Annotated in this window: 16 protein-coding genes; 6 read left to right on the top strand and 10 right to left on the bottom strand. The window is 41.8% G+C overall.

The annotated features are described in order from the left end of the window. Positions 1-19: 19 nt before the first annotated feature. From RMX69_RS09120 to prfC, 6 genes are all read right to left on the bottom strand, one after another. Positions 20-934, bottom strand: a complete 915-nt coding sequence (locus RMX69_RS09120) for an alpha/beta hydrolase (protein ID WP_322637341.1) — start codon at positions 932-934, stop codon at positions 20-22. 94 nt (positions 935-1028) lie between these two features. Beyond that, positions 1029-1469: a SufE family protein gene (locus RMX69_RS09115; protein WP_289795359.1), complete on the bottom strand. Its 441-nt coding sequence runs from the start codon at positions 1467-1469 to the stop codon at positions 1029-1031. A 400-nt stretch (positions 1470-1869) separates the two neighbouring features. Then, positions 1870-2292, bottom strand: coding sequence for a hypothetical protein (locus RMX69_RS09110; protein WP_322637241.1), 423 nt, complete (start codon positions 2290-2292; stop codon positions 1870-1872). A gap of 846 nt (positions 2293-3138) precedes the next feature. Continuing rightward, the gene (locus tag RMX69_RS09105) at positions 3139-3651 is read right to left on the bottom strand and encodes an RNA recognition motif domain-containing protein (protein WP_289795357.1); all 513 of its coding nucleotides are present in this window, start codon (positions 3649-3651) and stop codon (positions 3139-3141) included. 631 nt (positions 3652-4282) lie between these two features. Continuing rightward, on the bottom strand, positions 4283-6553 hold the full coding sequence (locus RMX69_RS09100; protein WP_322637240.1) for a M48 family metalloprotease: 2271 nt from the start codon (positions 6551-6553) through the stop codon (positions 4283-4285). 194 nt (positions 6554-6747) lie between these two features. Further along, positions 6748-8376 (bottom strand): peptide chain release factor 3, encoded by a 1629-nt coding sequence (gene prfC, locus RMX69_RS09095; RefSeq protein ID WP_322637239.1) that lies wholly within the window; start codon positions 8374-8376, stop codon positions 6748-6750. Positions 8377-8499: 123 nt separating this feature from the next. On the opposite strand from prfC, the gene RMX69_RS09090 reads away from it, so the two are divergent. The 4 genes from RMX69_RS09090 (at position 8500) to RMX69_RS09075 (ending at position 11081) form a co-directional block, all read left to right on the top strand. Beyond that, positions 8500-8859, top strand: coding sequence for a DUF4870 domain-containing protein (locus RMX69_RS09090; protein WP_322637238.1), 360 nt, complete (start codon positions 8500-8502; stop codon positions 8857-8859). A gap of 388 nt (positions 8860-9247) precedes the next feature. Then, positions 9248-10228 (top strand): porphobilinogen synthase, encoded by a 981-nt coding sequence (hemB, locus tag RMX69_RS09085; RefSeq protein WP_193945206.1) that lies wholly within the window; start codon positions 9248-9250, stop codon positions 10226-10228. Between the two features lie 185 nt (positions 10229-10413). Then, positions 10414-10668: a hypothetical protein gene (locus RMX69_RS09080; RefSeq protein WP_322637237.1), complete on the top strand. Its 255-nt coding sequence runs from the start codon at positions 10414-10416 to the stop codon at positions 10666-10668. Beyond that, positions 10665-11081: a type II toxin-antitoxin system VapC family toxin gene (locus RMX69_RS09075; protein WP_322637236.1), complete on the top strand. Its 417-nt coding sequence runs from the start codon at positions 10665-10667 to the stop codon at positions 11079-11081. The genes RMX69_RS09080 and RMX69_RS09075 overlap by 4 nt, the downstream gene beginning before the upstream one ends. A 51-nt stretch (positions 11082-11132) precedes the next feature. Here the strand turns inward: RMX69_RS09075 and RMX69_RS09070 are convergent, their stop codons facing one another. The 4 genes from RMX69_RS09070 to RMX69_RS09055 form a co-directional block, all read right to left on the bottom strand. After that, positions 11133-11729: a hypothetical protein gene (locus tag RMX69_RS09070; RefSeq protein WP_322637235.1), complete on the bottom strand. Its 597-nt coding sequence runs from the start codon at positions 11727-11729 to the stop codon at positions 11133-11135. A 34-nt stretch (positions 11730-11763) separates the two neighbouring features. Further along, positions 11764-12183: a putative toxin-antitoxin system toxin component, PIN family gene (locus RMX69_RS09065; RefSeq protein WP_322637234.1), complete on the bottom strand. Its 420-nt coding sequence runs from the start codon at positions 12181-12183 to the stop codon at positions 11764-11766. Beyond that, a complete protein-coding gene (locus RMX69_RS09060; RefSeq protein WP_322637233.1) occupies positions 12180-12449 on the bottom strand; it encodes a hypothetical protein in 270 nt (89 codons plus the stop codon). The genes RMX69_RS09065 and RMX69_RS09060 overlap by 4 nt, the downstream gene beginning before the upstream one ends. A gap of 78 nt (positions 12450-12527) precedes the next feature. Then, positions 12528-12686 carry a hypothetical protein gene (locus RMX69_RS09055; protein ID WP_322637232.1) on the bottom strand — a complete coding sequence of 53 codons (159 nt, stop codon included), beginning with the start codon at positions 12684-12686 and terminating at the stop codon, positions 12528-12530. 461 nt (positions 12687-13147) lie between these two features. Here RMX69_RS09055 and RMX69_RS09050 point away from each other — a divergent pair, with 461 nt between their 5' ends. Next, on the top strand, positions 13148-13327 hold the full coding sequence (locus RMX69_RS09050) for a hypothetical protein (protein WP_322637231.1): 180 nt from the start codon (positions 13148-13150) through the stop codon (positions 13325-13327). 9 nt (positions 13328-13336) lie between these two features. Further along, positions 13337-13981: tetratricopeptide repeat protein (locus tag RMX69_RS09045; protein ID WP_322637230.1), on the top strand; the 645-nt coding region annotated here is incomplete at its 3' end.

Below are 13981 nucleotides of genomic sequence, written 5' to 3'. Positions count from 1 at the left end.
TGCGTCTTGGTGCGAAGATTTAATTTCCTGACGAGAACAAAAAATCTTGAACTGCTTTTAAAACAACTGCTGGGTATTCTTCATGCAATCCCAGAGAACCAGGGATAACAACACTTCTCACCCCTGGTAATGCTACCAAAGCGTTCATTTCTTCTCGTGATTTTGGGGGGCTGGATTCTCCAATTACTACCATGAGCGGTACAGTTAAAGACTTTACAAGTTCTAAAAAATCAGATTGTGCGTGTACAGCATCAAGATTACCAGTGACAAAGGCAGCAGATGCAAATCGCGCTCCTGGTTGTTGAGTTGTGTGCCACTTCTTCTCAATGAAACTCGGTGTAATTTTAGCCGCGTCAGTAAAGACATGACGGCGATACATAAAACTTAATAAAGATGGGGCAGTATTGAGTTTGTAGAGAGCTTGACCAAGTATAGGCGATCGCACCAATTCTCTCACAATGCCAGCTATTTGCTGACTAGCCCCCATTGTCGGCAAAGGGCCACGCCAAGTAGGAGCTAACAATATAATCTTTGAGAAAGCAGCAGGTTGTTTCACAGCTAATTGTAAAACGTAACTAGCAGCATGACCAGCCGCCACCACGGTAATGGAAGTATTAAAAACAGCTTTGACAAAATCTTCCAGAAAGTGCTGATATATTTCCGGTCGATAATTCAAACTAGGGCGAGAAGATTCACCAAAACCAGGCCAGTCTATGGCTACAACTTGAAAATTGGGAGCTAGTAACTTGGCAAGTTCACCGACTTCCAAACGCGTCGAAACACTGCTGAAAGATGGTAGTAGCAATAGCGGTGAACCTTTACCGAGGGTTTCATAAACAACCCGCAATTGCTGATTTTCAAAATTCCAGAGATATTCTTGAACTACTCCACCAAAGCCAATAGCAGCAGCAGTAGATAATAGATTGCTTGGCATAAGACTAAATTTTGGTAGTTGTACGCTATTTGTCATTTGTCAGTTGTCCTTTGTCCTTTGCAAATCACCAATGACCAATGACAAATGACCAAGTTTAGTTAGGCAAATCTAACTTACATTCCAATGCTTTTTTTTGCATGGTTTTAAAAATATTGTAAAACCCATTCGCACGGGAAGGTGTCAGGCTAACGTTTAAACCTGTTTCTTGAATAAAATCTGGGGTAAGTTGGACAATCTCAGTTGGCGTTAGTCCATGCAATCCTTCAACGAGAAGACCTACTAAACCTTTGGTTAACTGGGAATCAGACTCGCCCTGAAACACAACTTTACCGTCATCCAAAGCTGCGGTGATAAAAACTTGAGACACGCAACCAGGAACTTTATTTTCGGGTAATTTCTCCGCTTCTGGGAACTCATTGAGCTTCTGAGCATACCAGATTAGCTGTTCGTAGCGTCGCTTCGGTTCGGAAGCGCGTTGAAAGCGCTGGACAATTTTAGCGAGCGCAGGTGGCAAAGAATCTAGAGTTGAGGACATAACAGAAGCTGAAAACTATCGGTATCTCCTTGAGTGTAGATTATCTTTAGAGCAATCGCGCCTCCGCTTCTGTTGGCATTACTGACTCTAATTTATCAAATCCAGATAATTACTGCGTAGGCGCAGCCCGCCGTAGGCATCGCATTGATAAAGATCAGGTTTTTTTATGTGTGTAATCAGGGGGTAATGAGCAATCGAACAGAAAGTTCCGCTAAGGCTGTAACCCTTACTGGATAAACATTATATCAAGCAATATTTTTGGCAATTCTCAATGTACCAATTAAGCTATTATAAGCACTGCTGTAATTTTTTGTTTTCACGCTGTCTGCCATGATTTTTTTATAGAACAAATCATGGCAGACTAGTATTTTAAAAATATTTGCAACTAAGAAGCGTTGCATTAGACGAGACTTAGTATCCCATTGGAACCTAAGACAAAAGCATAATTTCCAGGAGCGTTGACGGTAGTTTTATTTAGTTGAATACCAGCTGTGTACAAATCTCCATCAAACCTCACATCAGCTATTGTTGCTTGGTCTGAAAAGACTATTGAATTACCGGGTTTTAGTTGAAGGTCTTGCGAAATTGTATTACCAAAGCTTAAATCAAAATAGAGCGGAGAAGAAGTCCCATTGTATATGTCAAGTGTATTTTTCGATCCGGTTGGATTGAGATTGGGATTGACGAGTATTGGGTTGGCTGTGAGGTACAAAGCTCCACCGCTAATAACTTGAGAGGTCTCGTTATCTAACTTTTTGATTAAACCTAGAGCTTCTAAATCTGTTTTATTGTCTGAACTAAATTGCGAGTGTTGAGAATTCATACGTAATACTCCAATTAAATGCAATATCCAATGCTAGGGATATATTTATTCATCCCATACTGTTTAGTTCGATGCATTTTCTGATTTATGCACTCAATAAAAACATATCCCCACACCCCTCCCATTTGTCACAAATTAAAAATAAGTGAATTTTGTCAATACATCTTTGAGCATAAATTTGTAGGGATTGCGGTAGGGGTAGTGAGTGCGATCGCCCTCTAATATCGTGTCCGCAGAATTAGTTATGCTAACCACAGTCATTGCAGCCCACACGCCAGATGCTCCACTTGGGGAGACCCCATCGCCCTTGGCGTCTCCCCTTGGGAGAAGACCGCACTGGCTCCCCTTAATCCCCTCCCCGCTCTTCGGGAGGGGAGACAAAGCGTAGCTTTGGCGAGGGTGGGGTTCTTCGGGTTTAATAAGCAATCAAGCGGACATGATTTAACACGGTATCACTACTCATTTGACCCCAATCACAAAAACTTAATTTTATTTTTTTTATAAGCAAGCTTTAACAATAAGTCTACATAAACTATAGTTGCATCAATATATACTTTTTTGTTACGCAAGTATGATAAATTTGTGAAACTTATGTGTCGTTTGATTTGATTAAAATCCAGATAAATTTTATGGAGCTTGGGCGGTTTGCACGCTCTTTGCTGCTAACTCTTAGGTACGACTTGATGTGACTAGTAGCGATGCGATACCTACAGCGGACTGCGCCTACGCGCTTACAAAATTAGCTGCAAGTTCATTAAACTAAGCAGCTAGATAATTATCAACAATTAAAAATTAAAAATCAAAAAATATTCTGATTTTTAATTTTTAATTTCTCTCCCTTGAGGATTAATTTGTAGTTTGTGCAGCTAGCATCTGCTTCAGCTTTTCTAATTCCGAAGCCCAACGAGGATCTGGACGAATGGCGTCCGAATCGGTGGTTGTAGTGCTGGTTTCGCGAGAACCTCCGCCACCGCCGCCACGACGAGGCTTTTTAGAGCTTTTCTCACGACGGCTACCTTCTCTGTTCGGGCTAGGAGTCGGGGTACTATTACTAGTACTAGCAAGAGTAACTGGTTTAGGAGCTTGCTCGTCGCCCTCTTCACCCTTTGTCCGAGGTAATGCCTTCTCTAGCTTAATGGGAGTGTCTTTGAACATCTGACCATTATACTTTTCAATAATTTCGTCAGCTTGTTCGTCATTGTTGACTGTAAGAAAACCGAAACCACGGCATTTGCCAGTTTTGCGGTCTTTAATTAATTTAGTAGTTACAGCATCACCTTCTGCTGCAAAAACGGCTTGCAGATCTTGACGATCTATTTCATCTTTAGGCAAATTACCTATATATAGGCGAACGGACATGAACTATACCTCCAGAGTTGAATGAACATGGCAAGGCAAGAAAACAATCACTTAGCTTTGGCTTTTAAATAGATGCTATTGACCAAGACTGCCATAAACCAATTTTTTTGCTCGAAACTGTCAACTTATACAACAATACAGTTTTTCGTCGGGATCAAGCTTGTTTAATCCAAAGGCTCACACTATGGTGAGCTAATAACACCTTAATTCTAAGAATTGTAAATTTAATAGCCTATTGCCTGCTAAAGTACACGCTTTCTTCTATGCCCTTTTTCGCAGAATCAAATACCATTCCTTACATTACCACGGTATTTTCTACGTAGCTAGTTTAGCGCATATCTTTTCGGCATTAGTATTACTGCATGGTAACATAAAACACATTTTTTTATGCAAGTGAGCATATTTTGAAACAAAAACCAGCCACTGGCTGGTTAATTTGCTGCTGTGTTGGGAGGATAAAAAGGTATAGAGCGGGGAAAAAGCACCTAAATCCACAACTAAGCGGTGATACTGAGTTATGTCGGTTGCTGTTGTTTGTGTAAATAAATGTAACACTTGTTAAGAAAACCTGCAACTTTTGTTTACATTCCAATTTGTCCTTTGTCCTTTGTCAATAACCAATGACCAATGACTAACCAGTGAGAAAGACATATGCGCCCCAAGCCTGTGCTGCAACAGCTAAAAAAGTAGACCAAATGGGATGAGGGCTATGAATGGTTTTACCACTTTGAGTTTCTAGAGTTTGGATATCGATCCAAGGTGTTGCTCCTCGGCGAAACCAACCTGTAACGATAATTTGCCGGCCAATTAGATCCTGGTGATTGACTGACTGTCCTAGCCAAGAAATGTGGTGTAATTTCACCAAACCCGCGCTAGATTGCAAGATTAAATCTTGCGCTAGGGTGTTACTAGTGCCTTGACGACCTAATAATTTACCCACAAGACGCACGCTGACGCTATCAATAGGTAAGGCAGAAGGGTCAGCTAACAGGTTGGGTAAGCTGTCTTCAGTTTGTACGGTGGCAGGTTTAATATCGGGGAAGAAAGAATTAATCCGCATCACAGTACCGATGCTAAAGCCAATCAGAAGACAGCCTGTAATGAAAGACCAATCTTCATATATCCACTTTAGATTTAAAAACTTGAGTGTGAATGCTAGTTGCCAGGTTAGCCAAACTAAAGCTGCAAACAGAACCCCTAGAGGAATTCCCAACCAGGGAGCGACTTGTAATAGAAAAGACTGACGCTTAACCTTTGATGGAACGCTATCAAAATGTAGTTCGGTGTCTAGATGCCAGTGACGAGCTATTTGGCAGAGACGTTCGATGCGATCGCCCATTAAAGGATGGCTATTATTAATCGTAAACCATCGGCGATAGGGATTGGCGGTATCCCACTTCAAAAAGGATTCAAAAGATAGATTACTGGCAATAGTGCCCAAAGATAAACTTTGTTGGTAGCTGACTGGTGTTAAGAGATTTAAGCTTTCCAGTTGCCAACTGGTGTGTTCTTGTTTTTGGATATCAGCGGCAATGCCAATGGCAATTTTGAGTAAAGCGCGAATCAGGGCATTGGGATTACCAGTAATTTCAGCGGCGACGCGATCGCTATAATAAAGCCGCAACCGCGACAACCACAATGCAGTTCCAGTCAGCAAACACCAAATTCCATAAATTAGACTCGCCAGAATTGTCACTGGCCAGCGCCAAATTTTCGCTGATATTTTGTCTCCCAACTCCGACACTTGCTGATATAGCTTATGAGTTGGGAGTGTCACCAGCAGCAACAAAGACATTACAGCAAAATCCCAGTGAGCAATATGCCCTAGTTGCGTGGCGTAAATAATGGCGATTTCATCATCTGCCAGCTGCTCTAATAGCCCTTGACTCACAACAATTCTGGCATTACGTGGTAAACTACCATAAGTCAGAATAATTGGTGCAGCCGTTGGTAAAATCCGCAGTTTGGGTAACGGCCAGTGCCGCTGTTGGGAACAACGTTGTAGCACCCGAACGGCTTCGCGGCTATGGGTATTCAATACATCTTTCGGAAATTCTCGTTGACCATACAAATTCGCCAGTAGCAGATCCAGCAACCAAGGTAATACTCCGATTAAAATCACCAATGCGATTAGCAACAGTTGAGTAGGATCGTGGTATAAAAGCTGTATTGGCTCCAGATAAGGTAGTTTGACTAAAGTCTGGTTGATTAATCCCAGTGCGAACTTGAGGATTTCTCGTATTACCCAAAACAGGGCGATGAATGTCCCTGCGGAGAGTAGTCGTAAGGGAATTAATTTTGGTTTACGTAGTGGTTGCCATGCTCTGGCGCGTTGTGCTTGTCGCCAGTAAATAACACCGAATAATTTGGCTTGGGTGCGAGTAACAGAACCCATGAAGCCGCTTAGGGATGCAGCCAGTGGTGGTGGCGGTGTCGCTAATGTAGCTTTGAGTCTAGCTAGTGGCACCATCGACGGGATGTCGTCGCTTTTGGTTTCTATTACTCGATCATCGTTCGGCTTTTCCTCTGATGTAGGAGTTTCCGGGGGAGTAATGGGGGTTGAATCTGGTGTTGAATTCTCAAAAGCAACAAATCCAGTTTCAACTTTTTTTGATTCTCGCTCGGATTTTTTACGTTTTGTCAGGTGTTCGAGAGCGCGTGTTGCCCACTCTTGAACTTGCGGATTGTTACTCTCAATGAGATTCTGGGAAATAGCGATCGCTTTGGAAACTTCGCCAGTGCGAGCATAAGCCATCACTAAACCAACCTGAGCTTGTAAGCTAGCAGTCCCATTATTTTGGCTGCTAGCAATAGGTTCTAGTTGGGTGATCGCTGTTTGGTAATTTCCCTGCTTGAGGGCAACTAAACCAGCCTCCAAAGACGGTTTGGCATGTGAAGGCATACAAATTCTGGCACTCCAATCTCTTCTAAATGATCCACGTTTGGGCAAAAGCGCGAACCTCGGATGCCGTGGAAATCAACCGCGCTCAAGTTTTGTTTGTCAAGTGAATGATAAAGATTAGAATTCAGGAGTCAGGAGTCAGAATTCAGTTGAGTCTTCATCTGAATTCAGAATTCTGGATTCTGTATTCTTCTTCACTCCTCCACTGGTTGTTGACTAGAAAATACTGGAGCGATCGCGCTTAATTTTAACTCTGGATGGTCGCCCAATAACTGTTGACAATTCCATTCATTACGGAATAGCAACACTGGTCGTCCCATACTGTCTTTAACTGTAGTGGTATTGAATATTCGTCCCACCTTTTCTAATGCTTCCCAACCACCCTCAACCCAACGGGCGACACTGTAGGGCAATAAATCTAATATGGTTTCTACACCATACTCATTTTGTAAGCGAAACTGTACCACCTCGAATTGCAACTGACCCACCGCCGCCAAAATTGGATCGCGCTTGGCTTCATCAGTTGAATACATAATTTGCACAGCACCTTCTTCTCGCAATTCCGCAACACCTTTTTGGAATTGTTTAGACTTCGAGGGGTTGGGATTCCTCAGAGACGCAAACAGTTCCGGCGAGAAATACGGAATCCCCTCATATTCGAGCTTTTGTCCCGTGTAAATTGTATCCCCGATCGCAAAAACACCGGGATTATTCAAACCGATCACATCGCCAGGATAAGCCACATCAATCGATTCTCGCTCTTGAGCAAAGAGTTTTTGCGGGCGAGACAGACGGATGAGTTTACCAATGCGAGCGTGATTCACCATCATATCTTTTTCAAACTTACCAGTGCAAACCCGGATAAATGCGACGCGATCGCGGTGCTTCGGGTCCATATTCGCTTGCAGTTTGAAGACAAACCCCGAAAACTCCGGGTATGTAGGGGGAACTTCGCCAACACTGCTGATATGAGAACCGGGTTTGAGGGCATAGTCGAGGAAATACTTGAGGAATAACTCGACCCCAAAATTAGTCATGGCGCTACCAAAGAACACAGGCGTCATTTTGCCTTCATGTATCAACTGTAAATCTAGCTCTGGCCCAACTCCTTCTAACAGTTCTAAATCGTTTTTCAGTTGGTAGTACAGGCTTTGTTCTAGCTGTTCTTCTATTCTCGGATCGCCTAATTCCACTATTGTATCGCGGGCTTCTCGGCTGCCGTGGGCGCTGCGTTCAAACAAGTGTATTTGTTGCTTGTGTCGGTCAAAAACACCTTTAAAGCGATCGCCCATACCAATCGGCCAGTTGACTGCATAAGTTTGCAATCCCAATTCTTGCTCAATTTCATCCAGCAGTTCCAGAGGTTCCCTTCCTGGGCGATCGAGCTTGTTGATAAATGTAAAAATTGGGATACCGCGCAACTTACACACTTCAAACAATTTGCGCGTTTGGGGTTCCAAACCCTTTGCCGCATCAATCAACATCACGGCATTATCGGCGGCGGCAAGGGTACGATAAGTATCTTCACTGAAATCTTGGTGTCCGGGAGTGTCTAATAAATTTATTTGACAATTCCGGTATTCAAATTGCAACACTGTGGAGGTAATGGAAATACCCCGTTGTTGCTCCATCGCCATCCAGTCAGAAGTAGCTTTGCGCTGTGCCCGTCGCGCCTTAACCGCCCCAGCTTCGTGAATTGCACCCCCGTACAGGAGTAGCTTTTCAGTTAGTGTAGTTTTACCAGCATCGGGGTGAGATATAATCGCAAAGTTGCGGCGAAGTTCAACTGCTTGAATAAGTTCAGACTGAAGTTCAGTAGACATAAATGTATTTGTTTGTTAGCTAACTTAATTTTTTTGACTCTGGTAAGTCTTTTAATCTTAAGACAACGATGCTCATGATAGGGTCGTAGTATAACCAACAATCTGACTAAATAGGAGAAAGCAATGTACGACACAGACAAGCGAAAGCTTCTATCTGCTTTGTCTCATGGAGCGATTTTTTTCAGCACAACATTGGTATCTGTCGGTGTACCCATCGCCATATTGCTCGTATCTGACGATCCTGTTGTTAAAGAAAACGCCAAAGAATCCATCAATTTCCACTTTAATGTTTGGTTTTATGGTGCAATTCTGGGAGCGTTGTTTTTTCTATTCGGTTGGTTAGTATTACCTCTATTATTGCTGGGGCCACTAGCTGGTCTGGGATATCTATTACACTGGGGATTAACAATTTGGGCGCTCATTGGAGTTTTCAGTAATCCTGATATACCCTTCCGTTATCCCTATATTTTCCGAGTTTTTTAACACAAATTTATTGGATTAGGCATAGAGCATTGGTAATTGTCAGTTATTTACTACCAAGCACAACATTTCATTAAACTTAGTAGCAAATTCTCTGCGTGCCTCTGCGTTTACCTTCTCTACGAGACGCTGCGCGAACGCTAATGCGAATGCGCCACTTTGCGTTTAAATTTTTGAATTTTGAATTGCTTCATAATGTTGTTTTTTTTCCAGTCCGTCGGATAGGTGCAACCAAGCTGTAGAATACAAAATTGCCCCACAACTTGATTAAGAGTAGGGCAAAGGACAGTTAAGCACTGTTTGTAGTCTCTCTGACGGCAGGAAAATTTTAGCCTGCTTTTGTGACGCTTTGTTTTGTGTCTATTTGCGTTGTTTTTCTTGATAAAATTTTATGTTTCCTACACATCGCCCCCGTCGTCTGCGTACTCATCCCCAACTGCGCCGGATGGTTCGTGAAACTGTTTTAACAACAAACGATTTAATCTACCCATTATTTGCTGTACCGGGTGAGGGAATCGCTAATGAGGTGAAATCGATGCCCGGAGTCTACCAACTTTCGGTAGATAAAATTGTTGAAGAAGCAAAAGAAGTTTACGACTTAGGAATTCCTTCTATTATTCTATTTGGTATTCCAGCTGATAAAGATGTGGATGCCACTGGCGCTTGGCATGATTGCGGTATCGTCCAAAAAGCGGCGACGGCAGTAAAAGCAGCAGTGCCAGATTTGATTGTAATTGCTGATACTTGTTTATGTGAGTATACTAGCCACGGTCATTGTGGTTATCTGCAAGTTGGTGATTTAACAGGACGAGTTTTAAACGATCCAACTCTGGAATTGTTGAAGAAAACAGCGGTTTCTCAAGCGAAAGCCGGTGCCGATATCATCGCACCTTCTGGGATGATGGATGGTTTTGTCCAGGCAATTCGTCAGGGTTTGGATGAAGCCGGATTTCAAGATACGCCGATCTTGTCTTATGCTGCTAAGTATGCTTCGGGTTATTATGGTCCATTTCGGGATGCAGCAGACTCGACACCACAATTTGGGGACAGAAGAACTTACCAAATGGACCCAGGTAACGCCCGCGAAGCGATTAAAGAGATTGAATTAGATATCGCTGAAGGTGCTGATATGCTCATGGTTAAGCCAGCCTTGGCATACATGGATATTATTTGGCGCGTCAAGGAAGCGAGTAACTTACCAGTTGCGGCTTACAATGTTTCTGGTGAGTATGCGATGGTAAAAGCTGCTGCTCTCAATGGTTGGATTGATGAAGAGCGGGTGGTTATGGAAACTTTAACTGGATTTAAACGGGCTGGTGCAGATTTGATTTTGACTTATCATGCCAAAGATGCGGCGAGATGGTTAAAGTAGGCTAGGCATATTGAATACTAATTTAGTGGGAAATCTCACGCAGAGGCGCGAAGACGCAGAGTTGTCTTTTGGTGTTTGGGCGTGAGATTTTTTGTATTTTGGGTTTGGCTGGTGCGAAATTCAAACAAAATTTAACTAATCCGCATTATCCTTGTCATACGTGTATTACAAAGATAATAAAAGTTATGCTCAGTGTCAGACTGGATGAAGAAACAGAACGGCAGCTACCCGATATTTTAGCTCACGAGCAAACGGAAAAGAGTGAATTAATCCGACGCTTGATTGCTGAACGCTGGCTAACCTTACAAGCGGGTAAAACTTTGCTAGAGAGGCGGGGTGGACACCCTGAACATCTGCTACAAGATGCACCAACGGATTTATCGGAACGCTCAAACCGTAAAAAAGCGATCGCTCAATATCTCAACAAGCGGCATTCATGACCTATTATCCGCTTATAATCGCGGATAGCGGGTTTTTGTTTGCGTACTACAGCGCTAGAGATCAGTATTACCAACAGGTGCGTCGCTTCTTTGAAAACTGTACTTCCAGGCTAGTAACTACGCCTATTTGTATTGCAGAAGTGTTGTGGTTGCTGAACTTTGATTGGCGTACACAAAACGAGTTTTTTCTAGATGTTGCAAAACAACTCTATGAGTGTGAGCAAATATTACCGCAAGATTTTTCGCGCATTGCTGAGTTGAATACTCAGTACAGAGATTTACCAGGGGATTTTGCAGATTTATCCTTGATTGTCATTTCGGAACGCTTAAATATTGCTGTCATAGCTACTTTAGACAGTGATTTGGATATTTATCGGCGTTATCGGAAAAAGCCTTTTGAGCGGGTGTTTTAGGGATGCGATGTCTACGACGGGCTACGCCTACGCTACTTAATGATAATTTTTTCACCGGACACCACTAGCTAAAATTCCTAAAATTTTGTTGACATCTTTAAGATAATATTCACTTAAGTCTATCTGGATAGATTGCCCTTCTAATTTTAAAAATTGCCAGATACTTCCAGTGGTGACAGTTCCATAAATTATCAAATTTTCATTACCTGCTCGTTCGTTAAATATTCTTGCTGCTAACATTTCGGCTACACATTGTCCTAAACCAGCAGGAATATTTTCTTTTTTAGCTTCCACAATAATGATAACTGGTGCAGTGATAATTAGTCTTTCTGGAGAACGGGTAATTAGAAAATCACAGATTCCATTTAAACCTTGTGTAAGATCAACATTGAATTCAACACCAGAGAACAAATTTATCTGATCATTTAACTGTCGTCTCAATTCTAGTAAAATCGGAGAAATAATCATCTCAGAGCGAGCTTTTTCACTATTACTAGCAATAGCTACAGGTATATTATATTGAAGAATTTCTTTTAATAAATTGCTGGATTCTATATCAGGTGTATTAGCAAAAATATCAGTTTGCTCAATAGTATTTATTTGAAACTTCTGTTTGACTTTTTCTAAAGTAAAATCACTATATGACATATCAGGAGATACCTTCAGGCAACAACGCTAAAACTTAATCTAAGAAATAACGACTTAAAAAATCTTGCGGAGTTAAAATTGGAATTCCGTTGAATTCTATCAACACCAATAAATCTAAATCTCCAGTAACAATTGCTTCAGCATTTGCCGCAACAGCCGCAGCCAAAACTAAATTATCTTTTGGATCGCGTAATTGAGGAGCATCTACGGAGATAGTTGGACAATCATTTGATAAACCCTTGACTACAAACATTAAATCCTCAAGCGTATAACCTCTTTGTTGTAGTCGTAGTTGAAACTTATCACGTTTTAAAGTTTTTTCTAGTTCTAAGAATAAAAATTCAGAAGCAAATATATTAATTTGTTGATTTCTTGCTAAACGCAAGGTTTTACCAGGAACACCTCCCCACAACAAGGCTGAAATCCAAACATTGACATCAAGGATAACTCTCATGGATTAGACCATAACTCTTGTCTGACATCCTTAACAATTTCACTAATTTCTTCTAGTGTGGGTTGATTTGGATCAGGTTCTAATTGTTCAAGACTTTGTAAAAAATCATCTAAATCTAGATTTTGCTGAGTAATTTTTTCTAAAACAATACAATTTTCCTTTAGAATTACTCTGTATTCATCACCAGGTATCAGTTGAGATTCAATTTCTGTTGGGAGATTTATTTGCTTTTCATCAGTGACTCTGATAATTGGATCTGTCTGCATAAGTTTACTCCTTTATCGCATTATAATGAATACCTAAATCAGCCCAAAGTTCTTGTCTAACTTCTTTGACTATTTGACTTATTTCTTCAAGCTTGGTTGATTTTGATCTGAACCAGCCTCTTTCACTTGTTTTCTTAATTCTTTTAGTGTTAATCGTTTAGAAGTTTTTTTGAAAAATATCTCATCTTCTGTAACCGAGACTTCATACTCATTAGAGGGCTGAAGCTGTGCTAACACTTCTGGAGGAATTTCTAGCTTTCCATCAGCCGTTACTTTGGCAATAATAGCTGTGTTTTTAATTTTTATATTTGAGTCTAATTCGATTTTATCCTTTTATTTGTGGCATTTGGCTGGGGTGTAGATAAAGAATTGCTTGTAGTTAGGTTAAGGCAAGAGACGCGATGAATCGCCGTCTCTACAATAATCAGTTTTTCGTCTTGACGGCGATTTATCGCGCGCGTTTTTGTGATTTGGTATTTTCATCAAAAAACCTTAACCGAGCCGTATTACCTTATCTCCTGCTAGGAGGCGTGAGAACGAGGAAATCAGGGTTTATCGAGAGAGTTCGTTGCAAAAACAGAAACCACAACCGTAAACTTTGACCGCACCCATAAAATCAACATAAAGTTTCAGCAATATCCCTGATGATAATTAAATAATTTACTAATACTAGTAGTCTGCCAAAGCAACTTTGATGAGTGAATAAGTTTGTAGTCAGGACTTTAGTCCTTGATTTGAGCGCTGTTCGCGTTGGCGGAGCCTCTCGTAGAGAAGCGTTCCCGCAGGGTAGCGCTCACTACAAACGCAGCAAACATAGCTTGGCAGACTACCAGGGATTGGGTTCGGTAGGAATAGGGTTGTTAATAATCACAGATTGAGGCTAAACAATGATGGGGAGTGCAAAGTCTCAGTGGTTTTTTTGGTGCTTGCTACCAAAATTTACCCGTTACAGTTTAACTTTATTGCTGAGTGCGGTAATCCTTGCTGATGCAGTGGGGGCGACACCGAGAAACCGAGGGTTGCAGATAGCACAGCAGCCAGGAACCACTCAACAAAATGCCACTCGCGCTGCTGCGGAACGGTTTACTCAAGAGGGTATGCAGCTTTATCAACAAGGGACAGGAGAATCACTGCGACGGGCAATTGGCAAATGGCAAGAAGCGCTGAAGCTTTGGCAACAACTTGATGATAAAGGCTGGGAAGCCAACATCCTCTTTGGCATTGGTAAAGTCTACTCCGATTTAGGAGAAAAGCAAGAAGCGCTCAAATATTACAACCAAGCTTTACCCATATTCCGTGCAGTGGAGAATAGGGAAATGGAAGCCACCACTCTCAACAATATTGGCGGTGTCTACTCCGATTTAGGAGAAAAGCAAGAAGCACTCAAATACTACAACCAAGCTTTACCCATATACCGTGCAGTGGAGGACAAGGGAGGGGAAGCTAACACCCTCAACAATATTGGCAGTGTCTACTCCAATTTAGGAGAAAAGCAAGAAGCACTCAAATACTACAACCAAGCTTTACCCATA

Origin of the sequence: Nostoc sp. EspVER01 (assembly GCF_034530635.1) — a bacterium.
Lineage (GTDB): Bacteria > Cyanobacteriota > Cyanobacteriia > Cyanobacteriales > Nostocaceae > Nostoc.
The sequence above is the reverse complement of the archived record's forward strand: the minus strand, read 5'-3'. Positions and strand labels throughout refer to the sequence as shown.

Excerpts from the sequence above, each read along its gene's own strand:
- RMX69_RS09090 (WP_322637238.1), top strand. The coding sequence starts at position 8,500 with ATGTACGACACAGACAAGCGAAAGCTTCTATCTGCTTTGTCTCATGGA.
- RMX69_RS09115 (WP_289795359.1), bottom strand. The coding sequence starts at position 1,469 with ATGTCCTCAACTCTAGATTCTTTGCCACCTGCGCTCGCTAAAATTGTC.
- RMX69_RS09110 (WP_322637241.1), bottom strand. The coding sequence starts at position 2,292 with ATGAATTCTCAACACTCGCAATTTAGTTCAGACAATAAAACAGATTTA.
- RMX69_RS09065 (WP_322637234.1), bottom strand. The coding sequence starts at position 12,183 with ATGAGAGTTATCCTTGATGTCAATGTTTGGATTTCAGCCTTGTTGTGG.
- RMX69_RS09060 (WP_322637233.1), bottom strand. The coding sequence starts at position 12,449 with ATGCAGACAGATCCAATTATCAGAGTCACTGATGAAAAGCAAATAAAT.
- hemB (WP_193945206.1), top strand. The coding sequence starts at position 9,248 with ATGTTTCCTACACATCGCCCCCGTCGTCTGCGTACTCATCCCCAACTG.
- RMX69_RS09075 (WP_322637236.1), top strand. The coding sequence starts at position 10,665 with ATGACCTATTATCCGCTTATAATCGCGGATAGCGGGTTTTTGTTTGCG.
- prfC (WP_322637239.1), bottom strand. The coding sequence starts at position 8,376 with ATGTCTACTGAACTTCAGTCTGAACTTATTCAAGCAGTTGAACTTCGC.
- RMX69_RS09070 (WP_322637235.1), bottom strand. The coding sequence starts at position 11,729 with ATGTCATATAGTGATTTTACTTTAGAAAAAGTCAAACAGAAGTTTCAA.
- RMX69_RS09105 (WP_289795357.1), bottom strand. The coding sequence starts at position 3,651 with ATGTCCGTTCGCCTATATATAGGTAATTTGCCTAAAGATGAAATAGAT.
- RMX69_RS09080 (WP_322637237.1), top strand. The coding sequence starts at position 10,414 with ATGCTCAGTGTCAGACTGGATGAAGAAACAGAACGGCAGCTACCCGAT.
- RMX69_RS09100 (WP_322637240.1), bottom strand. The coding sequence starts at position 6,553 with ATGCCTTCACATGCCAAACCGTCTTTGGAGGCTGGTTTAGTTGCCCTC.
- RMX69_RS09120 (WP_322637341.1), bottom strand. The coding sequence starts at position 934 with ATGCCAAGCAATCTATTATCTACTGCTGCTGCTATTGGCTTTGGTGGA.